At 67.5% G+C, this 21,437-nt stretch carries 20 protein-coding genes; 8 read left to right on the top strand and 12 right to left on the bottom strand.

Features of this window, described 5'->3' with window-relative positions; all coding sequences use genetic code 11:
• Positions 1–97: 97 nt before the first annotated feature.
• From H9656_RS00175 to H9656_RS00165, 3 genes are read left to right on the top strand one after another with little or no spacing between them, the layout of a single operon-like run.
• Positions 98–1,240, top strand: coding sequence for an acyl-CoA dehydrogenase family protein (locus tag H9656_RS00175; RefSeq protein WP_191742307.1), 1,143 nt, complete (start codon positions 98–100; stop codon positions 1,238–1,240).
• Positions 1,237–1,914 carry a nitroreductase gene (locus tag H9656_RS00170; protein WP_318240576.1) on the top strand — a complete coding sequence of 226 codons (678 nt, stop codon included), beginning with the start codon at positions 1,237–1,239 and terminating at the stop codon, positions 1,912–1,914. The genes H9656_RS00175 and H9656_RS00170 overlap by 4 nt, the downstream gene beginning before the upstream one ends.
• 51 nt (positions 1,915–1,965) lie before the next feature.
• A complete protein-coding gene (locus H9656_RS00165; RefSeq protein ID WP_191742306.1) occupies positions 1,966–3,195 on the top strand; it encodes an acetyl-CoA C-acetyltransferase in 1,230 nt (409 codons plus the stop codon).
• Between the two features lie 77 nt (positions 3,196–3,272).
• Here H9656_RS00165 and H9656_RS00160 read toward each other — a convergent pair whose 3' ends face one another.
• The 4 genes from H9656_RS00160 to H9656_RS00145 all read right to left on the bottom strand — a co-directional run bounded on the left by H9656_RS00160 (position 3,273) and on the right by H9656_RS00145 (position 9,977).
• Complete coding sequence (locus tag H9656_RS00160; RefSeq protein ID WP_191743694.1) at positions 3,273–4,253, bottom strand: NAD(P)H-dependent flavin oxidoreductase; 981 nt, start codon at positions 4,251–4,253, stop codon at positions 3,273–3,275.
• Complete coding sequence (locus tag H9656_RS00155) at positions 4,250–6,565, bottom strand: enoyl-CoA hydratase-related protein (RefSeq protein ID WP_191742305.1); 2,316 nt, start codon at positions 6,563–6,565, stop codon at positions 4,250–4,252. The genes H9656_RS00160 and H9656_RS00155 overlap by 4 nt, the downstream gene beginning before the upstream one ends.
• On the bottom strand, positions 6,552–8,681 hold the full coding sequence (locus H9656_RS00150) for an acetate--CoA ligase family protein (protein WP_225212156.1): 2,130 nt from the start codon (positions 8,679–8,681) through the stop codon (positions 6,552–6,554). Before H9656_RS00150 ends, H9656_RS00155 begins: the two co-directional genes overlap by 14 nt.
• 102 nt (positions 8,682–8,783) lie before the next feature.
• On the bottom strand, positions 8,784–9,977 hold the full coding sequence (locus H9656_RS00145) for an acyl-CoA dehydrogenase family protein (RefSeq protein WP_191742304.1): 1,194 nt from the start codon (positions 9,975–9,977) through the stop codon (positions 8,784–8,786).
• Positions 9,978–10,081: 104 nt separating this feature from the next.
• Here H9656_RS00145 and H9656_RS00140 point away from each other — a divergent pair, with 104 nt between their 5' ends.
• Both H9656_RS00140 and H9656_RS00135 read left to right on the top strand, forming a co-directional pair.
• The gene (locus tag H9656_RS00140; protein ID WP_191742303.1) at positions 10,082–10,927 is read left to right on the top strand and encodes an SDR family NAD(P)-dependent oxidoreductase; all 846 of its coding nucleotides are present in this window, start codon (positions 10,082–10,084) and stop codon (positions 10,925–10,927) included.
• 3 nt (positions 10,928–10,930) lie between these two features.
• A complete protein-coding gene (locus H9656_RS00135) occupies positions 10,931–11,710 on the top strand; it encodes an enoyl-CoA hydratase/isomerase family protein (protein WP_191742302.1) in 780 nt (259 codons plus the stop codon).
• A 45-nt stretch (positions 11,711–11,755) separates the two neighbouring features.
• Here H9656_RS00135 and H9656_RS00130 read toward each other — a convergent pair whose 3' ends face one another.
• The gene (locus tag H9656_RS00130) at positions 11,756–12,136 is read right to left on the bottom strand and encodes an EthD domain-containing protein (RefSeq protein ID WP_191742301.1); all 381 of its coding nucleotides are present in this window, start codon (positions 12,134–12,136) and stop codon (positions 11,756–11,758) included.
• A gap of 2 nt (positions 12,137–12,138) precedes the next feature.
• Positions 12,139–13,164 (bottom strand): NADP-dependent oxidoreductase, encoded by a 1,026-nt coding sequence (locus H9656_RS00125; protein ID WP_191742300.1) that lies wholly within the window; start codon positions 13,162–13,164, stop codon positions 12,139–12,141.
• 254 nt (positions 13,165–13,418) lie between these two features.
• On the opposite strand from H9656_RS00125, the gene H9656_RS00120 reads away from it, so the two are divergent.
• The 3 genes from H9656_RS00120 (at position 13,419) to H9656_RS00110 (ending at position 16,032) form a co-directional block, all read left to right on the top strand.
• The gene (locus H9656_RS00120) at positions 13,419–14,210 is read left to right on the top strand and encodes an SDR family NAD(P)-dependent oxidoreductase (protein ID WP_191742299.1); all 792 of its coding nucleotides are present in this window, start codon (positions 13,419–13,421) and stop codon (positions 14,208–14,210) included.
• A gap of 5 nt (positions 14,211–14,215) precedes the next feature.
• Positions 14,216–15,292 (top strand): CaiB/BaiF CoA transferase family protein, encoded by a 1,077-nt coding sequence (locus H9656_RS00115; protein ID WP_191742298.1) that lies wholly within the window; start codon positions 14,216–14,218, stop codon positions 15,290–15,292.
• A gap of 77 nt (positions 15,293–15,369) precedes the next feature.
• Positions 15,370–16,032, top strand: coding sequence for a TetR family transcriptional regulator (locus H9656_RS00110; RefSeq protein ID WP_191742297.1), 663 nt, complete (start codon positions 15,370–15,372; stop codon positions 16,030–16,032).
• On the opposite strand, the gene H9656_RS00105 is transcribed toward H9656_RS00110, so the two are convergent.
• The 6 genes from H9656_RS00105 to H9656_RS00080 all read right to left on the bottom strand — a co-directional run bounded on the left by H9656_RS00105 (position 16,029) and on the right by H9656_RS00080 (position 21,384).
• Positions 16,029–17,174: an acyl-CoA dehydrogenase family protein gene (locus tag H9656_RS00105; RefSeq protein ID WP_191742296.1), complete on the bottom strand. Its 1,146-nt coding sequence runs from the start codon at positions 17,172–17,174 to the stop codon at positions 16,029–16,031. The two genes, H9656_RS00110 and H9656_RS00105, sit on opposite strands and share 4 nt — an antisense overlap.
• A 15-nt stretch (positions 17,175–17,189) precedes the next feature.
• Positions 17,190–18,074: a crotonase/enoyl-CoA hydratase family protein gene (locus H9656_RS00100; protein WP_191742295.1), complete on the bottom strand. Its 885-nt coding sequence runs from the start codon at positions 18,072–18,074 to the stop codon at positions 17,190–17,192.
• Between the two features lie 29 nt (positions 18,075–18,103).
• Positions 18,104–18,889, bottom strand: coding sequence for an enoyl-CoA hydratase-related protein (locus H9656_RS00095; protein ID WP_191742294.1), 786 nt, complete (start codon positions 18,887–18,889; stop codon positions 18,104–18,106).
• A 43-nt stretch (positions 18,890–18,932) separates the two neighbouring features.
• Positions 18,933–19,355 (bottom strand): GFA family protein, encoded by a 423-nt coding sequence (locus H9656_RS00090; protein ID WP_191742293.1) that lies wholly within the window; start codon positions 19,353–19,355, stop codon positions 18,933–18,935.
• 14 nt (positions 19,356–19,369) lie between these two features.
• The gene (locus H9656_RS14240; protein ID WP_191742292.1) at positions 19,370–20,977 is read right to left on the bottom strand and encodes a GMC family oxidoreductase; all 1,608 of its coding nucleotides are present in this window, start codon (positions 20,975–20,977) and stop codon (positions 19,370–19,372) included.
• Between the two features lie 89 nt (positions 20,978–21,066).
• Positions 21,067–21,384: a 2Fe-2S iron-sulfur cluster-binding protein gene (locus H9656_RS00080; RefSeq protein WP_191742291.1), complete on the bottom strand. Its 318-nt coding sequence runs from the start codon at positions 21,382–21,384 to the stop codon at positions 21,067–21,069.
• Between the last annotated feature and the right edge of the window lie 53 nt (positions 21,385–21,437).

Below are 21,437 nucleotides of genomic sequence, written 5' to 3'. Positions count from 1 at the left end.
AGCGAAAGATAGGGCAGGCTCAAGAACATATCTAGTCGATTGATTGAATTTGCGGCAGAGACTGTCCAAACCCCTTTTGCAGCCCCCAGGAGCCGCCATGCTGCCCGTCGCCAATCGCGCCGCCTACAACGAAGATCACGCCCTTTTCCGCGATCAGGTGAAGCGCTTTTTCGACCAGGAACTCCACCCCAAGCTGGAGCAATGGGAGGTCGACGGCATTGTCGACCGCGCGTTCTGGCTGGCGGCGGGCGAGGCTGGCCTCCTGTGCCCCACCGTGCCGGAGGAGCATGGCGGCCTGGGGCTCGACTTCCGCTACAACGCCATCATCGACGAGGAACTGGCCTACGCCGGATCCTCAGCGGGCCTGCCGCTGCAATCGGACATCGTGGTCGACTACATCGTGGCTTACGGCTCGGACGAGCAGCGGGCCAAATGGCTGCCGCGCATGATCAGCGGCGAGGCTATCGTCGCCATCGCCATGACCGAACCCAACGCCGGCTCGGACCTGCAAGGCATCCAGACCACCGCCCGCAAGGACGGCGACGACTGGATCATCAACGGCTCCAAGACCTACATCACCAACGGCCAGCTTGCCGATCTGATCATCGTCGTCGCCAAGTCCGATCCCAGCGCCGGCGCCAAAGGCATCTCCCTCTTCCTTGTGGAAGCGGACCGTCCCGGGTTCACGCGCGGACGCAACCTGGACAAGATCGGCCAGCATTCGGCCGACACCTCCGAACTGTCCTTCGCCGATGTGCGCATCCCGCACGAGAACCTGCTGGGCCAAGAGGGCAAGGGCTTCGCCTATCTGATGGGAAAGCTGTCGCAAGAACGCCTGTCCATCGCGGTTTCAGCCCAGGCCTCAGCCCAGCGCGCCTTTGACGAGGCCGTCGATTTCACCAAGCAACGCAAGGCCTTCGGCAAGACGGTCTTCGACCTGCAGAACACCCGCTTCACCCTGGGCGACCTGGCCGCCAAGTTGCAGGTCGGCTGGGCGCACCTGGACTGGGCCATCATCCGCCACGCCAACGGCGAGCTGACTCCCGCCGAAGCCTCGGCCGCTAAGCTGTTTCACACCGAACTGTTGGGCGAGGTCGCCGACAAGGCGCTGCAGTTGCACGGCGGCGCGGGCTATATGAACGAATACATGATCGCCCGCCTGTGGCGCGACGCCCGCGTCACCCGCATCTTCGGCGGCACCTCGGAGATCATGAAGGAAGTCGTGGCGCGCGCGCTGTGAAGAGCCTGACCGTCTCGGACGCCGTCGCCTCGCGCAGATCGGTCCGCGCCTTTCTGCCGACTCCAGTGGACGAGGCCGTGCTGCGTCGCGTGCTGGAGACGGCGCTGCGCACGCCGTCAGGCGGCAATCTTCAGCCCTGGCGGCTGCGCGTGGTCTCGGGCGAGGCGCTGGAGCGGCTCAAGGCGGCCGTCGTCCAGCGCGCCATCGAGCGCCCCGAGGGCGAGTCGGCGGACTACCCGATCTACCCCTCCCCGCTGGCCTCGCCATGGCGCGACCGGCGCTATCGGGCCGGCGAGGATCTCTACGCCGCGCTCAAGATCCCGCGAGAGGACAAGCCCGCTCGGCGCAGTCAATTCCTGAACAACTATCGGGCCTTCGGCGCGCCGGTCGTCATCTTCTTTCATATCCAGCGCAGTCACGGAGCGCCCCAGTGGTCCGACGTGGGGATGCTGATGCAGACCCTCATGTTGCTGCTCCGCGAGGCGGGACTGGACACTTGCCCTCAGGAGGCCTGGGCGCCCTATGCCGCCACCGTGGACGCTCACCTGGGCGCCGACAGCGAGGAAATGCTCTTCGCGGGCCTGGCTGTCGGCTTTCGCGACCCTGACGCCGCCGTCAATCGGTTCCACGTGGCCCGCGCACCCATTGACGAAATCGTCTCGTTCCACGATTAGATTTTAATTGATCGATTACATAATGCGCTCTTTCGGCGCTGGAGACTCCTTATGAATGAAGCCTGGATCATCGACACCGCGCGGACGCCTCGCGCCATCGGCAAGGTCGGCAAGGGCGCCTTGGCCGACACCCACCCGCAGCGCATCCTGTCCAGCGTGCTCAAGGCCCTAGCGGAGCGCAACAACCTGAATACCGCCGACATCGACGACGTGATCGCCGGCTGCGGCACCCAGTTCGGCAAGCAGGGCTTCTGCATCGCCCGCATGGCGGCGCTCGACGCCGGTTACGACGCGCGCAGCTCGGCCTTTTCGCTCGATCGCTTCTGCGGCTCGGGCCTAACCTCGGTCCAGCTGGCGGCCATGGGCGTCATGGCGGGCGTCCAGCATCTGCTGGTCGCCGGCGGGGTGGAGTCGATGTCGCACAACTCGACCCTGGCGACGACGCCCTTCATGGATTCGGGCAACACCCACCTGCGTCGCCTCGTGCCCCAGCCGCACCAGGGGGTCTGCGGCGACCTGATCGCTACGTTGGAAGGCATCACCCGTGAAGACGTCGACGCCCTGGCCCTGGAAAGCCAGAAGCGGGCGGCGGCTGCGATCGCCGACGGCCGCTTCGACCGCAGCCTGATCGCTGTCCGCGACGAGAACGGCGACGTCGTGATCGACAAGGAAGAGTTCCCACGTCCAGGCACGACCGCCGAAGGCCTGGCTTCGCTGAAACCCGCCTTCGCGGGGCTGGTGGAGCATCCGCTGGACGAAGAAGGCACGACCTACGGCCAGTTGGTCCGTCAGGCCTATCCGGACGCGGCGATCAATCACATCCATACGGCGGGCAACAGCTCGGGCGTCGTGGACGGCGCCGGGGCGGTCATCATCGCCTCGCCCGACTACGCCCGCGCCCACGGCCTGAAGCCGCGCGCGCGCATCCGCGCCCTGGCCAACGCCGGGGACAACCCCACCCTCATGCTGAACGCCCCCAAACCGGCGACCGAAAAGGCCCTAGCCCAGGCCGGCATGAGCATCGGGGACATCGACCTGTTCGAGATCAACGAAGCCTTCGCCGTCGTGCCGCTAAAGTTCATGCGCGACTTCAATCTCGACCCGGCCAGGGTCAATGTGAACGGCGGCGCCATCGCCCTGGGCCACCCGATCGGCGCGACCGGCGCCATGATCCTGGGAACGCTGCTGGACGAGCTGGAGCGCCGCGACCTGACCACCGGCCTGGTCACCATGTGCGCCGCCGGCGGCATGGCGCCCGCCACCATCATCGAGCGCATCTGATCAAAGCAGTGCGCGGATAACAGAAGGGCCGGTCCAGCGATGGACCGGCCCTTTTCTTCGCGCGTCAGATCGGTCGATCAGGCGGCGACGCTCATCCGTGACAGGCGCTGACGGATCACCGCCTCGGCGTCGGCGACGATGCGCTCGACCAGTTCCTTCACCGTCGGGACGTCGTGGATCAGCCCCTGCACCGTCCCCGCCGTCCAGACGCCGTGATCCAGGTCGCCCGAGATCAGGCCCTCGCGACCGCGCGCGCCCTTGACCAGATGGGCCACCTCCTCGAACGGCCGTCCCTCGCTCTCCAGCCGCAGGACCTCCTGGCTGATGGCGTTGCGGGCCACGCGCGCGCTGTTGCGGTAGGTGCGGAAGATGATGTCGGTCGCGCGCTCGTCATTGGCCACCATGGCCTGTTTGAAGGCCTCGTGGATGGGAGCCTCGACCGTGGCGCAGAAGCGCGTCCCCATATTGATGCCGTCGGCGCCCAGCGCCAGGGCCGCCGCCAGGCCGCGCCCGTCGCCGAACCCGCCGGACGCCAGGATGGGCACCGTCAGCCGGTCCGCCGCCGCCGGGATCAGCACCAGACCCGGCACGTCGTCCTCACCCGGATGGCCCGCGCACTCGAAGCCGTCGATGGAGATGGCGTCCACCCCCATCCGCTCGGCCGACAGGGCGTGGCGGACCGCCGTGCATTTATGGATGATCTTGACGCCGTGAGCCTTCAGATCGTCGATGTGTTCCTGCGGCTTGTAGCCGGCGGTCTCGACGACGCCGACGCCGCTTTCGATGATGGCGCGGCGATATTCGGCATAGGGCGGCGGATTGATCGACGGCAGGATGGTCAGGTTCACGCCGAATGGCTTGTCCGTCATCTCGCGCGTGCGTGCGATCTCCTTGGCGAGCGCCTCGGGGGTCGGCTGGGTCAGGGCGGTCAGGAAGCCCAGCGCCCCGGCGTTGGCCACCGCCGACACCAGCTCGGCCGTGCCGACCCACTGCATCCCGCCCTGGGCGATGGGATGTTCGACGCCGAACATTTCGGTGAAACGGGTCTTGAGCATCAGCGTCCCTTCCATTGCGGCGCGCGCTTCTGAGCGAAGGCCGTCGGCCCTTCACGTACGTCTGCCGAGCGGAACAGGGCGCGCACGGCCGAGTATCGGTTCTGCTGGACGGTGGCGTCGGCGACGGTCGTGTCCAGGGCCTTCTGCACGATCTGCTTCGAGGCGCGCAGGGACATGGGGCTGCATTCCAGCATCTGTGCGGCCCAGCGACGGGCAGCGGCCAGAGCTTCGCCGTCGGCGACCACCTCATTGACGAAGCCCAGGCGCTCGCCCTCGGCCGCGTTCACCCGACGCCCGGTCAGGATCATGCCCATGGCCTGTTTCAGGCCGATCTGCTGCGGCAGGCGCAGCAGGCCGCCGGCCAGCGCCGCCAGACCCACGCGCGGCTCCGGCAGGGCGAACACCGCCCCCTCTCCCGCCACGATCAGGTCGCAGGCCAGGGCGATTTCAAAGCCGCCGCCCATGGCCACGCCTTCGACGGCCGCAATGACTGGCTTGTCCAGATCAAACCGCGCTGTCAGGCCAGCGAAGCCCGTCACCGGCGTCTCCAGCGGCTCGCCGCGCGCCATGGAAACGGCCGTGGCCTTCAGGTCATTGCCCGCCGAGAAGGCCTTGCCGCCCGCGCCGGTCAGAATGGCGACCCACTGATCAGGATCTGCGGCGAACGCGTCAAAAATCTCGGCCAGTTCGGCGTTGGCCGCCGGATGAAGCGCGTTCATGGCCTCGGCGCGATCGATGGTGACGATCGTTAGCGGCCCTTCCCGCTCGACCTGGGCGAACCGGCGCGGACGTTGACGCTGTTCACCCGCCTCCCACACCAGCTTGCCGAAGGCGTCGACGCGAACGAAGCCAGCCGCCCCCACCGCCGACCCTTCGGTCGAGCGCAGCAGGTCCAGGCTCTCCGTATCGACGGCGAGCACCCGCGCCATCGCCCGCGCGCCGCTCGGCGTCCTCAGAATGACCACGCCCTGCAGGGGCTCGCCGTCGCGGGCGTAGGTGATGGTGTAGGTTTCGACCGTGGCAGGGCCCTGATAGGTCTCCAACAGTTCGGGGACGGGTCCGCGCGCGGCCTCGGCCTTCTCCTGAACCGAGTAATCCAGCGCCAGCGACGTCGGCGCCGGGCGGGCGCTGACCACCAGAGTGTGGTGCTTGTTGACGTAGCCGCCCTGCCCATACAGCAGGCCGACTTCTTCGCGCGCGGCCCGCAGCTGGCGCGTCATCGCGCAGACCGCGTGGGTCATGTAGTTGTTGAGCGGCCCGCCGAAGAAGGTCAGGCCGCCGGCCACCGTCGGAGTGGTGGTCTCCAGGTCCAGGCCCAGGGTGCGCAGGGCCATCTTGGGCACTACCGGGAAGCAGCTGTAGAGCTCAAGACGGTCAAAGGCCTTGGCGTCGCCGCCGACGATCTCGACCGCCGCCTCGAGCGCCGCCGTCTGAGCGGTGGAGCGATCGTAAGCGTCGCGCAACAGATAGTCTTCCGGCTCGCTGGCCGCCGCACCGCCCCAGATATGGATGATCCGGTCCTCGGGCACGCCTGCGGCTCGGGCCGCCGCCAGACTGGCGACGATGACCGCGCCGGACTGGTTCACGCTGGGGTTGGCCACCATGAGTTTCGGATAGGGCCAGTTGATCAGTCGGTTGTCGGCGCTGGCCGCGCCGATGGTCTCGGCGTCGGGCGCGGTCTTGATCCACGCCCCATCGTTGGTCGCGGCGACGGCGGCGTAACGGCTCCACAGCCGGGCGGACTCGGCCTGAGCCTCGGCCGGGGTCTGCCCCCAGGCGGTCTGCGCAGCGACTTCATAGAAGGGATAGACCTGGGCCGGATCCATCATCCCCAGCGCCTTGGCCGGGCGGCTCATGGCATAGCGGCTGGCGGGGAAGGCGACCGCATCGTCGGCCGAGACCTGGGGCGTCCAGTCCAGGCGGGCCTTCTCCTTGCGCGCCCGATTGCGGGCGTTCATCGCTTCGCCGCCGACGATCAGGGCCACGCTCTGCTCGCCGCGCGCGATCCGCACGGCGGCCTCGTGGATCAGACGGATCGGCGTCTCGCCGCCCATGCTGGCGTTGGTGCGGCGGCCAGGGGCGATGCCCAGCTTTTCGCACAACAGGTTCACCGGATCGGCGTACCGCCAGCTGATCAGGCCGATCAGCTCGATCGACTCGGCCCGGGACAGCAGGTCCGCGCCCGCGTCGCGCTCTGCGGCGCGCAGAGCCTCGGCCATGGCGGCGACCGGCTCCAGCGCCTCGGTCACATCGGCAGGACGGTCGATGAATTCGCCAATCCCGACGATGACCGGCGTCGTTTCAGGCGTGCTCATCGTTGTCCTCCCAGATCACGAGGCCGTCCAGGGCCTCGATGCGCTCGCCATCGGCCAGCAGCGGGTTCACTTCCAGCGACACCAGGTCGGAGCCCAGCGCCAGAGCCGCGTCGCCGATGGCGACAATGGCCCGCGCGGCGGCCGCGCGATCCACAGCAGCCGCGCCCCGGAACCCGTCTAGCAGGGCCTTGCCGCGCAGCTCGTCCATCATCTCCAACGCGTCCGCCTCGGTGATCGGCAGCAGACGCAGCGAGGTGTCCTTCAGCGCCTCCACAAAGACGCCGCCCAGGCCGACGGCGATGGCCGGCCCCCACTGCGGATCCTTCAGCGTGCCCACGAACAGTTCGACGCCTCCCGACCGCATCGGCGAGACGATGACGCCGTCGATGCGGGCCTCAGGCTTGGCCGCCTCGACGCGGGCGCGGATGTCGGCATAGGCCTGCGCCACGGCCTCGTCGCCGCTCAGCCGCAGGGCGACGCCGCCGACCTCCGTCTTGTGAGGAATATCAGGCGAGGCGATCTTCAGCACCGCCGGACCGCCAAAGCCGCGCGCCGTCTCAACGGCCTCATCGGCGCTGGTTGCGACCGCGCCGGGAATGACCGGCACGCCATGCGAGGCCAGGTAGTCCAGCACCCCGCGCTCGCCGTCGCCGATCTGAGGCCGGACGCCGGAGGCCCGGTTCAGGTCCAGCGCCTGCGGTTGCGCCTCGGACCAGCGGAACAGATGACTGATGGCTGTCAGGGCGTGACGCAAGCCGCCGCCGGAATAGGCGACGCCCGCCGCGTCGGCCATGCCGCGGCCTTCACCGCTGACCGGCGAGAAGGTGTGGCTGAACATCAGGCCGGGCGTCGCGGCCTTCGCGATCCCCTGCCCCACCGCGTCGATGAAGCGGGCGGCGAAGCCGCGCGCGTCGGCCTTGGCCGGGGCGTCGAAAACGAAGGACACCAGGCCGATGGCCGGGTCGTTCGACACGATGCGCATGGCCTCGGCGATCAGGTTGGGCTGCGTCATCGCCGCGCCGGTGGTGTCCAGGGGATTGTTCGGCGTCGCGTAGGACGGCAGAGCCTCGCGCAGGGCCGCAAGGGTCTCGGGCGCCAGGGCCGGCAGGGGCAGGTCGTCCACCTCGGCCTGATCGACGGCGATCTCGCACAGCCCGCCGGACATGGCCATCATGGCCAGCCCCGGGCGCTCCACCTTGCCGATGCGGCCGATGATGTCGGCGGTGACGACCAATTCCTCCAGCGACTTGACCCGCACCACGCCCAGGCGGCGGCACAGGGCGTCGAACACCCGGTCATCGCCGACCAGCGAGCCGGTATGCGCCTGGGCTGCGGCCGCCGCGGCCTCGCTGGTCCCGACCTTGAGCACCACGACGGCCTTGCCGGCCGCGTTGGCGGCCTCGACCGCGCGGGCGAAGGCGGCCGGATTGCGCACGGTCTCAAGGAACAGGGCGATGGCGCGCGCCTCTGAGCGATGGGCGAGGTACTCGATCGCATCGGCGATGGTGACGTCGGCCTCATTGCCGGTCGAGATCATATGCGTAAGGGCGATCCGCTGCTGATAGGCGAACTGCTCCATCTGGCTGGCTAGGGCGCCGCTCTGCGACACCACGGCCAGCGTCGGGTTCGGCATGGGCCGACGCAGCGGCGTGGTCCAGATAGGCGCGCCGTCCGCCATGTTGGCGAAGCCCAGGCAGTTGGGCCCCAGGATGCGGATGCCCGCCTCGCGCGCCGTGGCGCTGAGTGCGGCCTGGCGCTGCACGCCCTCCTCGCCCGTTTCGGCGAAGCCCGCCGACAGGATCACAGCCCCGCCGACACCGGCCGCCTTCAGGTCGTGCAAGGTGTCGTGCATCACGGCCTCAGGGACCATCAGCAAGGCCGCATCAATGGGCTCGCCGATTGCGCCGATCGAGGTCGCAGCCTCCACGCCATGAATGACGCCGCCCTTGGGATTGACCGGAACGACCCGCCCCGTGAAGCCCGCGCGCTTCAGGTTATCGAAGGCCGACACAGACCAGATCGACCGGTCGGAAGCGCCGACCAAGGCGATCGAACGCGGTCGGAACAGACGATCCAGCGACTGGAGACGTCCTTGAAGATCAGCGTCTTGATGCAAAGCTACTTCCCCGTTTCGTGCCGTGGGCGACAGGGCGGCACGGTCGTTTCCTCGGAGAAAACCATAGCAAGCCGGGAGCTTTAATCAATCGATTATCTATACTCAGCCAGCGAGGCGAGCCAGGCTGCGCCAGATGATGGTCTTCTGCACCTCGGTCGCCCCGCCATAGATGGTTTGCGCCCGCTCAAACAGATAGGCCGCCGAGGCTGGCGGCGCGAAGGGCAGCACGGCCGGCACCGCCTCGCGCCAGCTCGATCCAGCGCGCGGCGGGTAGGCGATCTGGTCGCGGCCCGCCAGCAGGATCTCCAGTTCCGTGATCTTCTGAGCCAGTTCCGTGGCGCTGATCTTCAACGCCGATACGGCGGCGGCCTCGACCTCCCCGCTGAGCGCGCGCAGCACTGACACCTCCAGCACCTCCGCCTCGATCTCGAGCCGGGCGAGACGCGCCATGAACAGGCCATCCGCGCTACGAGGGCGCCCGCCGCGCCACGGCGTCTCGCTCGCCAGGGCCCGGATTCGCGCCAAGTCGGCCTTCTTGCGCCCGACATGGGCGTACGACAGGCGCTCGGCCTTCAACAGCACATTGGCGTAGGTCCACGCCCTGCCCTCCTCGCCGATGCGGTTAGCGACCGGCACGCGCACATGGTCAAAACTGACGCGGTTCAACTCGTGCGACCCATCGATGCCGATGATGGGATGAACCTGGACTCCGGGCGTGCGCATATCGACGCAGATCATCGACAGGCCGTCCTGCCGTCGCGGCTCGACCGAGCTGCGCACCAGGCAGAAGATCCAGTCCGCCCAGTGGGCGGAGGACGTCCAGATCTTTTCGCCGTTCAGCACATAGTGGTCGCCATCCCGCTCCGCCCGCATGGACAGGCTGGCCAGGTCTGAACCGGCCTCGGGTTCGGAGTAGCCCTGAGCCCACAGAGCGCGGGACTCCAGGATGGCCGGCAGCCAGTCGCGCTTTTGCTGTTCGCTGCCGAAAGCGCAGATGATCGGGCCGATGTAGATGACGGCCATGGGGATGATGCCGGGCGCGCCAGCGCGCTCCAGCTCGCTTTCGAAGATGTAGCGCTGGATCGGCGTCCAGTCGGGACCGCCATGCTCAGGAGGCCAGCCGACCCCGAACCAGCCCTTGGCGTTCAGCGCCTGCTGCGACCGGACGTGGTCCGCACGCGCCAACGGTTCGCCATTCCGCGCCTTGGCCAGAATATCCGCGGGATAATCGCTAGCGAAATAGGCCCGGACCTCATCGCGGAAGGCCAGCTCAGACGGTTCGAAAGACAGGTTCACGCAATCCCTCCGCTGACGCACAGCCCGTTATTTTAATTGACCGATGAAGGAGGCGATGGCAAGCCAACGCATCTTAATCGCGCGAATAACAAAGGGGAGCTGTCATGAGCGGTCGATTGCAAGGACGCGTGGCTCTGGTCACTGGGGCGGGCCGCTTGAGGGGGATTGGACGCGCCACGGCGTTGCGACTGGCCGCTGAAGGCGCCGCGGTCGTGGTGTCCGCGCCGGCGCGCGACCCGAACACCTTCCCCGACGAAGAAAAGGCCTGCGGCTGGACCGGCGCCGCCTCGGTCGCAGACGAGATCCGCCAGGGCGGCGGTCGCGCCATCGCCGTCGATTGCGACGTCACCGACATCGCTCAGGTCGACGCCATGATCGAGCGCGCCTGCGCCGAACTGGGCGTCCCTGACGCCATCGTCAACAACGCCGGCACGGCGGGCGGCGCCGGCGGCGCGCCCCTGCTGGATATCGACGACGCCCTGTGGCGGCGCACCATCGACATCAATCTGAACGGCGTCTTCAATGTCTGCCGGGCGGCCGGCCGCGCCATGCGCAGCGCCGAGAAGCCCGGCGCCATCGTCAATCTGTCCTCGTTGGCGGGTCGCGCCGGCATGGCCAACTACGGCGGCTATTGCGCGTCGAAGTTCGGCGTGATCGGCCTCACCCAGCAACTGGCGCTGGAACTGGCGCCGCTGGGCATCCGCGTCAACGCCGTCTGCCCCGGCTCGGTCGACACCGACATGATGGACGGCACCTTCAACCGCCTGGCCGACCGCTCCAGCCGCAACGACTTCGACGCCATCAAGAAGGCCGTGTCCCGCAGCATTCCCATGCGTCGTCAGGGCCATCCGGACGAACAGGCTGCAACCATCGCCTTCCTGCTGGGGCCGGACGCCGGCTACGTGACCGGTCAGACCGTCAACGTCGACGGCGGCGTCCGGTTCGACTGAGCCATGGCTGCATCCGTCACCCTCGAGCGACGCGCCGGTGTGTCTGTCATTCGCTACGCCAACGCGCCGGGCGGATTCATCAGCAACGGCGGAGCCGCACAGCTGGCCGAGGTCGTTCAGGCGGCGCTCGACGATCCCGACACGCGGGCGCTCATTCTGACAGGCCAGGACGATGTCTTCATCCGCCACGCCGACGTCGCCCAGATCTCGCGCGCGGCGCAGGCGGTGGCGGATGGCGCGATCCAACCCGACAGCTTCGTCGGCGCCCCGTTCGATCGCCTGGGGCGGCTGATCGAGGGCGCGGACAAGCCGGTCATCGCCGCCATCAACGGCGTGTGCATGGGCGGCGGCTTCGAGATCGCTCTGGCCTGCCACATGCGCATCGCCCAGGCCTCGGTCGAGGTGATCGGCCTGCCCGAGGTCCGGCTTGACATCTTCCCGGGCTCCGGCGGGCCAGAGCGCCTGTCGCGCCTGATCGGACCCCATCGGGCGCGGCTGTTCATCCTCGACGGAGAAGTCGTCGTGGCGGAGGCGGCGCTGGCTCAGGGCCTGGTGGACGCCGTCGCACCGGACGCGCTGGAGGCGGCGTCGGATGTCGCCGCGCGTTGGAGCGGACGAAGCCCACACGCGGTCGCCGCCATCCTGCGCCTCACCCGGCCGGACAGCGCCCACGCCGAACAGAGCGTGCGCGCCTTCGCCCAGCTGCTGCAGGAAGATGCCGCGGTCCGTCCGCGCCTCGACCGCTTTATCGCTGACAACGAAGCGCTGGATCGGCTGCCCTGAAGGGCGGCGACAGCGGAGGAAACGGCCCGCCGTCGCCGAAGAGGCTCAATCCTTCAGCGCGATGATTTCGTGCTCGCGCGCATAGAACAGCGGCGAGGCCTTCACATCGATAAAGCGCTTCTCGTCCTCCAGCAGGCGTCGCCCCGCCGCGCGCCCCTCCTTGCTGGCGCCCGCCGCCAGGATGGCGTCGATATCATCCCACCACAGCTCGGCGATGCCGTCATAGGGCGCCGCCTCGATGCCGCGCGCATCGATCGCCGGCGACACCCGGGGATCCGCAAAGGCGTGGCTCTGAACGTAGCGGCGGATGTTGAGCGGTCCGGCCGCCTGACGCACCAGGTCCGCATGATCCTCGCGCCAGTAGCGCTGGAATTCCGCGTCCGTCAGACCCGGCAACTTACGGATGCAAAAGATGATCTTGATCATGCTCAGGCCTCCGGCTCTTCAGAGATGCGAACCACCAGCTTGCCGTCATTGGCGCCGGTGAACAGCAGGCCGAGGGCGTCCGGAGCGTTGTCCAGCCCGTCGACGACGTGATCCTTCCACTTCAGTCGGCCCTCTGCGATCCACCGGGAGATATCGGACCAGGCGTCGCGCGCGCGGTGGAAATGGTCGATCACGATGAAGCCGCTGACCGTCAGCCGCTTCATCAGCATCCGTCCGAAGTCGGTCGGCCCCGGGATCGGCCCCTCGTCGTTGTAGTTGGAGATCAGGCCGCACACCGCTACGCGCCCGCCGGTGTTCAGGCGCTCATAAACGGCGTCCATGATTGGTCCGCCGACGTTCTCAAACGCGGAATCGATGCCGTCGGGGCAGAGACGATCCAGCGCAGCGCCGACGTCCTCGCCCTTGTAATCGATGGCGCCGTCGAAGCCGAGTTCGCCCGTCAGCCAGCCGGTCTTGGCCGGACCGCCGGCGATGCCCACGACGCGCGCGCCCTGGATGGCGGCGATCTGCCCCGCCACGGAGCCGACCGCGCCCGCGCCCGCCGTCACCGCAAAGGTCTCGCCCGCCTTGGGACGGCAGATGTCCATCACGCCGACATAGGCTGTAAGGCCCGTCACCCCGAGCACGGACAGATAGGCCGTAAGCGGCACGCCCGGCTCCCCCTTGATCCGCCGTGTCTGGCTGGCGTCTGCGAGCGTATAGAGCTGCCAGCCGCCGTCCGGGGGCAGAACGATGTCGCCGGGCGCGAAGCGATCCGAGCGGCTTTCGACCACCACGCCCAGCGTCGTTCCGCGCATGACATCGCCCAGACCGACCGGCGGCAGATACTGTTCGCGGTCGCTCATCCAGATCCGGTTGGTCGGGTCCAGCGACAGGTAGATGTTGCGGATCAGGACTTCGCCCCCGCCCGGGGCCGGCGCTGGGGCCTCGACCAGTTGCAGATCGTCAGGCGCCAGCGAGGCCGTGGGCCGCTGCTTCAGAATCCACTTGCGATTGATCAGGGTCATGAAGCTCTCCTGGCCGCCCGCAGTCTGCGGGCGTGGAACAGAGGGTTGAGGTGGGGCGTCCGCATATCGATCGCCCGCATTTTAACTGAATGACTAAATCGATCTATCCGCGCTGATCGCTTTTGCAAAGCCTGGGCCGCAGAATTTTAATCGGCCGATTGACGCTGGGCGGCGGCGGGGCCTAAATTGGCCTTCACCGCTTGGGCGCAGGGCGCGCACTCTGACGCCCGACTTTTGGAGACGCGTCGCCTTCCATGACCGAAGTGAACCCGAATATCCGCCCCGGCTTCGATCTGCGCGGGCGAACCGTGCTTGTGACCGGCGCCTCGTCCGGCATCGGCCGTCGCTTCGCCAAGATCCTGGGGGCCAGCGGCGCGCAGGTCGTGCTCGCCGCGCGCCGCCTGCCGCTGCTGCAGGAGCTTCAGACCGAGCTTGAGGCGGACGGCGTGAAAGCAATCTCAGTGGCCATGGACGTCGCTGACGAGGCCTCGACCATCGCCGCCTATGACGCCGCCGAAGCCGCCTTCGGTCAGGTCGACAGCGTGGTCGCCAATGCGGGCCTGAGCAGCATCGGTCGCGCCGTCGACCTGCCCATCGCCGAGTTCGATCGGGTCGTGGCCGTCAACCTGCGCGGCGTCTTTCTGACCGTGCGCGAAGGGGCCAAGCGCATGATGGCGCATGGCTCTGAACAGAGCGGCCGAGGCCGCATCGTCATCATCTCCTCGATCACCGGACAGCAGGTCTCGCCTGGCCTGGCGCCCTACAGCGCGACCAAGGCGGGCGTCACCCAGATGGGGCGCGTACTGGCCCGTGACTGGGCAGAAAAGGGCGTGAACGTCAACACGATCGCGCCCGGGTACATGCACACCGACCTGACCGAAGGCCTGGCGGAATCGCGGACCGGCCAGGCGCTGCTCGCCAAATTCCCGCGCCACCGGTTCATGGACGCCGACGCGCTGGACGCCACCCTGCTCTATCTCTGCTCCGACGCCAGCGCCCAGGTGACCGGCTCGGTCTTCACCATCGACGACGGCCAGACGCTGTAACCGCCATGGAGGGACCGCTCGCAGGACTGAAGATCGTCGAACTGGCCAGCCTGGGGCCGGGGCCCTTCGCGGCCATGATGTTGGCCGACCATGGCGCCGAGGTCATCCGGGTCGAACGTCCCGGCGCGGTGCACGACCCGCTGGACCCGCTGCTGCGATCGCGCACGTGCGTGACGCTGGACCTCAAGTCAGAGGCGGATCGTGATCGGCTGCGCGCCCTGTGCCGGAGCGCTGACGCCCTGATCGAAGGCTTCCGCCCCGGCGTGATGGAGCGGCTCGGGCTCGGCCCTGACGTGCTTTTGGCCGACAATCCCAAGCTGATCTACGGCCGCATGACCGGCTGGGGCCAGACAGGCCCCTTTGCCCCGCTGGCCGGGCACGACATCAACTATATCGCCATCTCCGGCGCCCTGGGCATGAGCGGCCGCCAGGGCGAAAAGCCGACGCCGGCCGTCAATCTGGTCGGCGATTTCGGCGGCGGCGGCATGATGCTGGCTTTTGGGATCGTCTCGGCCCTGCTCGCGGTGAAGGCCGGCGGGCCGGGCCAGGTCATCGATTGCGCCATGACCGACGGATCTGCGCTGCTGACCGCCATGATGTGGGGGTTCCGCGCCCATGGGGCCTGGCGCGACGAACGCGGCGTCAACCTGCTCGACACCGGCGCCCCCTTCTACGACACCTATGAGACCGCCGACGGCCTGCATATCGCCCTCGGCGCCATTGAACCTCAGTTCTACGCGCGCCTGCGCGAGCGAACAGGTCTGGCCGACGACGCCCTGTTCGACGATCAGATGAACCAAGCCCTCTGGCCCGAGCAGAAGGCCCGCCTGACGGCAGTGTTCAAATCCCGCACGCGCGATCAATGGATAGCGCTGCTGCAAGACGCCGACGCCTGTTTTGCACCTGTGCTCTCCATGGCGGAAACCCTCGAACACCCGCACAACGTCGCGCGCGGCTCCTTTGTCGAGCTCAACGGCGCGCCTCAGCCGGCGCCAGCCCCCCGCTACTCAGCGACGCCCTGCGCCCCGCCGCGACTTTCCACCCAGAAGCACCTAACGGGGTTAGGTTTTTCAAGAATCTAGCAAGTGCTGCAAACCTTGACCTTGACGTTCCACCTAACCAACCGCTTAAGTGGCGACAAAATCGAACGGACTCACCGATGACCGACGTCGAAGCCACAAAATCCTCGTCCCGCGCGCAATTGCTGCAGGCCGCGGCGGCCCTGATGAGCGAGCGGGGCTCCATCGAGGTCTCGCTGAGCGAGATTGCCCAGAAGTCGGGGCTGAACTCTGCCCTGGTGAAGTATTACTTCGGCAGCAAGAACGGCCTGATGATGGAGTTGGTCAAGGAAATCCTCGGCCGCGCTCTTATTCAGATGGGCGAACTGCTCGAGATGGACCTGGATCCGGTGGAGAAGCTGAAGCTTCATATCAAGGGCATCATCACCGTCTACTTCCGTTACCCGTTCGTGAACCGGCTGATCCACGCCATGTTCCAGACGCCGGAAACCGCGAAAGAAGTGGCCGAGACCATCTCCAAGCCCCTGGCCGAGACCCAGCGACGCCTACTCGAGGAAGCTGTGGCGCAGGGCCGGATCCGCGAGATCGATCCGATGTTGTTCTATTTCATCGTCCTGGGGGCCTGCGACCACATCTTCTTCGGCCAGCATATCCTGCACCACTGCTTCGGCGTTGATGAAATCGACGATGACCTGCGTCGCCGCTACACCGACACCCTGCTGGACATGGTTCTGACCGGCCTCCTCATCGAAAAGGCCGGCGCTACCGCCGCCACGGTCATCAAGTCGGGCAAGGCGGCTTAAGCACAGGCAGCCGCCGCCAGCGATCCATAGCGTTGCAGATGTTGGTCCTCGCCGCCGAACTCGGCGTCGATGGCCATGGCGCGCTTGAAATAGCGCCCCAGGGGCAGATCGTCCGTCATCCCCATGCCGCCATGCAGTTGCACGGCGTTCTGGCCGACGAACCGGCAGGCCTCGCCCACCGTGACCTTGGCGGCCGAAACGGCGCGCATCCGCTCCGCCGCCGGCGAGTTTAGCTTCAAGGTGGCCAGAAGAACGGCCGAGTCCGCCGCCTCGACCTGAATGAACATGTCGACCATACGATGCTGAAGCACCTGCATCTCTGATAACGGCTTGCCGAACTGGCGACGCTGGCTGGTGTAGGCGACCGTATCGAGCAACATGCGGCGCAGCACCCCCACCGCCTCGGCCGACAGGGCGGCGACAGCCTCGTCAGCCACCTTCTCGACCACCGGCAAGGCCTGCCCGGTCTCGCCAAGCAATGCTCTGGCCTCCAATCGCACATTCTTGAGCACGATGTCCGCCGCCCTGCGTCCGTCGATCGTCGGATAGGCCTTCAGCTCCACCCCCGCGGCAGCAGGATCTACCAGGAACAACGACAGGCCGTCGCGGTCGCCGGGCGCGCCGCCTGTGCGCGCGGTGACGATCAGATGGTCGGCCCAAGGGGCTGCAGTCACGACCGACTTCACGCCGGTCAGGCGCCAGCCGTCGCCCTCGACCACGGCCGTCGTCGCTGCGTCGGCGAAGTCATGGCGCGCGGCCGGCTCGGCCCAGCCGAAGGCTGCGACGGCCTCCCCGGCGACGATCTGGCGCAAAAGAGCGTGGGCGACCGGCCCGCCGGTCTCGCGCAGAAGGCCGCCGCACGTGACCACCGTCTCGACGTAAGGCTCCAGAGCCAAGGCGGCGCCCAACTCGCCCGCGATCAGCATCACCTCAACCGGGCCGCCCCCCTGACCGCCCACCTCTTCCGGCAGGGCTGCGCCCAACAGACCCAGGTCCTGAGCCAATGCGCGCCAGATCGGCGGCATCCAGCCCGGTCCGCTTCGACTGGCGTCATTATAAGCCGCAAAGGGATAGGCCTCGGCCAGATAGCGGCGGAGGTTATCGCGCAGTTGGGACTGCTCGCTGGTCAGGTCGAAATCCACGTCGGCTCCGTCGCTTCAGCGGTAGGGCTGGTCATCCCACCACGGGTAGAAATCCGGCATGTCCTTTGAAACCGCGTCCGGATAGGCAGCAGGCCGCTTTTCGAGGAAGGAGGCGACGCCCTCGGCGGCGTCGGCGCTGGCGGTGCGCGAGAGGATGGCGCGGCTGTCGATGCGGTGAGCCTCCATCGGATGGCTCTGGCCCAGGCCCCGCCACAGCATCTGTCGGGTTAGTGCGACCGAGACCGGCGCCGTGTTCTCCACGATCTCGCGCGCGATAGCCCGAGCCGCGGGCAACAGGTTCTCGGGCGCATGGATCGAACGTACAAGTCCGCCGTCCAGAGCTTCCTGAGCGTCGAACACCCGGCCGCTGTAGCACCACTCCAACGCCTTCGAGACCCCGACCACACGCGGCAGGAACCAGGACGAGGCCGCCTCGGGCACAATGCCCCGGCGCGTGAAGACAAAGCCGAAACGCGCGGCTTCGCTGGCCAGGCGGATATCCATCGGCAGCGTCATGGTGACGCCGATGCCCACGGCGGCGCCGTTGATGGCGCCGATCAGCGGCTTCCTGGACTCAAACAGGCGCAGGGTCAGCAGGCCGCCGCCGTCGCGGGCCGCCTCAGAGCTGTAGTTGACCGAACCGTCGGTGTTCATCAGCGACTGCTGGCTCTCGTCGACGAAACCCCGGGTTCCGGCCGAAAGGTCGGCGCCGGCGCAATAGGCTCGCCCCTCGCCGGTAAAGATCACCGCCCTCACCGCGTCATCGGCGTCGGTTCGATCCACGGCGTCGATCATTTCCCGCATCATCTCGGGCGTGAAGGCGTTCAGCTTGTCCGGGCGTGACAGGGTGATCAGGGCGACCCCGTCTTCGACCTCGTAGCGAATGGTGTTGTAAGTCATAAGCCTACTCGACTGATGCGGGAGGCGCCTTAGGCGCCGGTAAAGGCGGTCGGGCGCTTTTCCATGAAGGCGCGAACGCCTTCACGGTGATCGGCGCTACGGCCAGCCGTGCGCTGGGCGGCGCGCTCTTCGGCCAGGGCCGTCTCCCAATCGGCGTCGACCGCCGACCACGCCAGCTGGCGGATCAGCCGCTGGGAATAGGCGCCGTTCGCCAGTCGCTGCGCCAAAGCCAAAGCGGCCTCGGTCAATTCGGCATCGGGGACGACGCGGTTGATCAGACCCCATTCCAGCGCTTTCGCCGCCGGCAGGCGCTCGCCCAGCATCATCAACTCCGTCGCCCGCGCCCGTCCCACGGTGCGGACCAGCAGGTGCGAAGAGCCGCCGTCGGGCGACAGGCCGATCCGCGAAAACGCCTGAAGAAAGAAGGCGCTCTCGCCGGCGATGATCATATCGCCCGCCAACGCCAGAGACGCCCCTACGCCGGCGGCGGCGCCGTTGACGGCGGTGATCCACGGCATGGGCAGGTTGCGCAACCGCGTCATCAGCGGATTGATATGGGTGTCCAGGGTTTCGCCGGCGTCGTAATCCGCGCCCTCCATCCGACCTTCCATGCCCATGCCGATATTGGCGCCCGAGCAGAAGGCGCGACCGGCGCCGGTCAGGATCATGGCGCGGGCCCGTCCGGCGGCTTCGTCCAGCAGGTCGCTGAAGGTCTCGATGGAGGCCAGGGTGACGGCGTTCAAGGTCGCAGGGTCGTCCATCCGCAGGATGGCGATCTGGCCGTCCCAGTCCAGGGTCATGCCGGTCGTGGTCATTTCAACGCTTCTCATGTGATCGTGTCAGGCGGGTCGAATGTTTTCAGGCCGGCGGGCCTTGCTCGAACACGACGGCGCCCGCCGGCAGCTCGACCCAGGGCAGTTTCGACTTCGTCCAGATGTGCACCTGCGGCCCATAGGCGCTTGCGTCGTCCAGGGTGCCGGCCTTGACCGCGACGATCTTGGGGGTGGCGGCAGGAACCGAGCGGATCGGCGAGCCGCACGCCGCGCAGAACTGGCGCGAAACCGGCTGGCCGCTCTCGGTGTCATGGTCGGAGAAGACCGCCAGCTCGCCTTCAACCGTCATCGTCGAGGCCCGCACCACCAGATTCACCGAATAGGCGGCGCCCGACTGCTTGCGGCAGTTGGAGCAGTGGCAGGCCGCGACCGCCAATGGAGGCGCGCTCAAGGCGTAGCGAACGGCGCCGCAGTTGCACCCGCCGGTCAGGTTGAATTCTTCGGACATGACTGCTCCTCCTCTCAGGCCGCTCCGGCGGCGTCGCGCTTGATGATGTCGGCGGCGCGCCAGGCCATGGCCATGGTCGGACCATTGGTGTTCCCCGAGGGGATGATCGGCATAATGGAGGTGTCCATCACGCGCAGGCCCTCGACGCCGCGCACCTTCAGTTCGGGATCGACCACCGAAGCCGAGTCCTTGCCCATGCGACAGCTGCCCACCGCGTGATAGCCGCAGATGCCGTGGCGGTCGTAGGCGTCCAGAATTTCGGCGTCGTTCTGATAGGCGGGCCCCGGCATGGTCTCTTCGACGATCAGATCCTTCAGCGCGGGCTGGTTAGCCCAGTCGCGCACGCGCCGCAGCCCAGCCACCATGGCCGCACGGTCGGCGTCGGTAGAGCGATAGTTGGGCTGAAACACCGCCGGCGCCGTCGGGTCGCGCGTTTCGATATGGATGCTGCCGCGCGACGTCGGGCGCAGCGGATAGACGACCACGTTCATGCCCGGGAAGGGCTCAAGCTCGGTCCGGTTGGCGAGATTGAAGCTGTAGGGCGCCGCCAGCATCTGCAGGTCCGGTCGCGGCTGGCTCGGGTCCGACTTGAACCAGCCGCCGATCTCATAGGCGGCGGACGACATGGGGCCGTCCTTGGTGAGATAATAAAGCGCCGTCGATTTGAGCAGGCGCAGGCCGGAAAACTCTTGGTTCTGGGAAATCTGGGCGTTGAGCTTCCACTGCATGACGATGCCGCGGTGCTCGATCAGCCCCTCGCCCACTTCCGGCAGGTCATGGACGACTGGCACACCGAGCGCCTCCAGGCGGGCCGCATCGCCGACGCCGGAACGCTCCAGAATCCCCGGCGTCGACATTGCGCCGCCGCACAGGATGACCTCACGACCGGCGCGGATCGTTTCAACGCCGCCCTGGCTGCCGACCTCGACGCCCACGGCCCGACGCCCCTCGAACAGGACGCGGTCGACGGTTCGATCTGTCAGCACAGTCAGATTGCGACGGCCCTCTGCCGGACGCAGGAAGGCCGTGGCCGCGCTCTGGCGCTTGCCCTTGTAGATGGTGCGGGGCGTATAGCCGATCCGCTCCACATCGTCGGGCTCATTGACGTCGGCCTTGCCCGCCCAGCCCAGGGCGCGCCCCGCCGCCACCTGGGCGTCGCTCAGCGTGTCTCGCAGGGTGGGCATGGAAACCTTCAGAGGCCCTTGATCGCCCCGCGTGGGCGCCGCTCCCAGTTCGTGGTTCTCCAAGGCGCGATAGGCCGGGCCAATCGACGCCCAGTTCCAATCGTCGCTCGACAGGGCGGCGATGCCGTCGAAGTCCTCTGGCTGGCCGCGGACATACATCATGCCGTTGACCGAGCTGGATCCGCCCAGCACGCGGCCGCGGACCCAGACTTCCGCCTGGCCGCCGCTGGCCTCTTCCGGCTTGCTGGCGTGCAGCCACAGATGGGCTGGATCCTGCATCACCTTGGCCAGGCCCTTGGGCATGGAGATGAAGGGGTGGGTGTCGCGCGGGCCGGCCTCGATCAACGCCACCCTGACGCTCGGGTCCTCGCTCAGCCGATAGGCTAGCACACAGCCGGCGGCCCCCGCCCCAACGATCACATAGTCATAATCCGCCACGCCAGCCTCCTTCGGATAGTCGACGCCTCGTTGAGCAAGGCGCTTGTTGAAATCAGACGCCCTCCCCCATCGGACGACGGCGGGGTTCCCTAGTCTTCAGGGGCGATGGTCACGCTAAGACCGTCAAGCTCGGCGGCGAACCGCAGTTGGCAGGACAGGCGAGAATCGGCTTGGCGATGTTCGGAGCTGTCGAGGAGATCGTTCTCGGCGCCCTGAACAGGCGCTAGCCGCCCCAGGTGGTCGGCGTGAACATAGACGTGGCAGGTCGCGCACGAGCATGCGCCGCCGCACATGGCGACCAGTTCGTCGAACCCCGCATCGCGCAGGATCTCCATGACGCTACGCCCGACCGCGGCCTCGATCTGACGGCTCTCGCCGTCCCGGGTCGTCACGTTCAGTACTGGCATTTTCAACTCTTCTTGGTGAGGCTTCTACAACAGGACATGGAAGCAGGGCGGCG

Source organism: Brevundimonas guildfordensis (assembly GCF_014836405.1).
Classification (GTDB): Bacteria; Pseudomonadota; Alphaproteobacteria; order Caulobacterales; family Caulobacteraceae; genus Brevundimonas; species Brevundimonas guildfordensis.
The sequence above is the reverse complement of the archived record's forward strand: the minus strand, read 5'-3'. Positions and strand labels throughout refer to the sequence as shown.

Excerpts from the sequence above, each read along its gene's own strand:
- H9656_RS00175 (WP_191742307.1), top strand. The coding sequence starts at position 98 with ATGCTGCCCGTCGCCAATCGCGCCGCCTACAACGAAGATCACGCCCTT.
- H9656_RS00165 (WP_191742306.1), top strand. The coding sequence starts at position 1,966 with ATGAATGAAGCCTGGATCATCGACACCGCGCGGACGCCTCGCGCCATC.
- H9656_RS00155 (WP_191742305.1), bottom strand. The coding sequence starts at position 6,565 with ATGAGCACGCCTGAAACGACGCCGGTCATCGTCGGGATTGGCGAATTC.
- H9656_RS00140 (WP_191742303.1), top strand. The coding sequence starts at position 10,082 with ATGAGCGGTCGATTGCAAGGACGCGTGGCTCTGGTCACTGGGGCGGGC.
- H9656_RS00135 (WP_191742302.1), top strand. The coding sequence starts at position 10,931 with ATGGCTGCATCCGTCACCCTCGAGCGACGCGCCGGTGTGTCTGTCATT.
- H9656_RS00130 (WP_191742301.1), bottom strand. The coding sequence starts at position 12,136 with ATGATCAAGATCATCTTTTGCATCCGTAAGTTGCCGGGTCTGACGGAC.
- H9656_RS00125 (WP_191742300.1), bottom strand. The coding sequence starts at position 13,164 with ATGACCCTGATCAATCGCAAGTGGATTCTGAAGCAGCGGCCCACGGCC.
- H9656_RS00120 (WP_191742299.1), top strand. The coding sequence starts at position 13,419 with ATGACCGAAGTGAACCCGAATATCCGCCCCGGCTTCGATCTGCGCGGG.
- H9656_RS00115 (WP_191742298.1), top strand. The coding sequence starts at position 14,216 with ATGGAGGGACCGCTCGCAGGACTGAAGATCGTCGAACTGGCCAGCCTG.
- H9656_RS00110 (WP_191742297.1), top strand. The coding sequence starts at position 15,370 with ATGACCGACGTCGAAGCCACAAAATCCTCGTCCCGCGCGCAATTGCTG.
- H9656_RS00100 (WP_191742295.1), bottom strand. The coding sequence starts at position 18,074 with ATGACTTACAACACCATTCGCTACGAGGTCGAAGACGGGGTCGCCCTG.
- H9656_RS00095 (WP_191742294.1), bottom strand. The coding sequence starts at position 18,889 with ATGACCACGACCGGCATGACCCTGGACTGGGACGGCCAGATCGCCATC.
- H9656_RS00090 (WP_191742293.1), bottom strand. The coding sequence starts at position 19,355 with ATGTCCGAAGAATTCAACCTGACCGGCGGGTGCAACTGCGGCGCCGTT.
- H9656_RS00080 (WP_191742291.1), bottom strand. The coding sequence starts at position 21,384 with ATGCCAGTACTGAACGTGACGACCCGGGACGGCGAGAGCCGTCAGATC.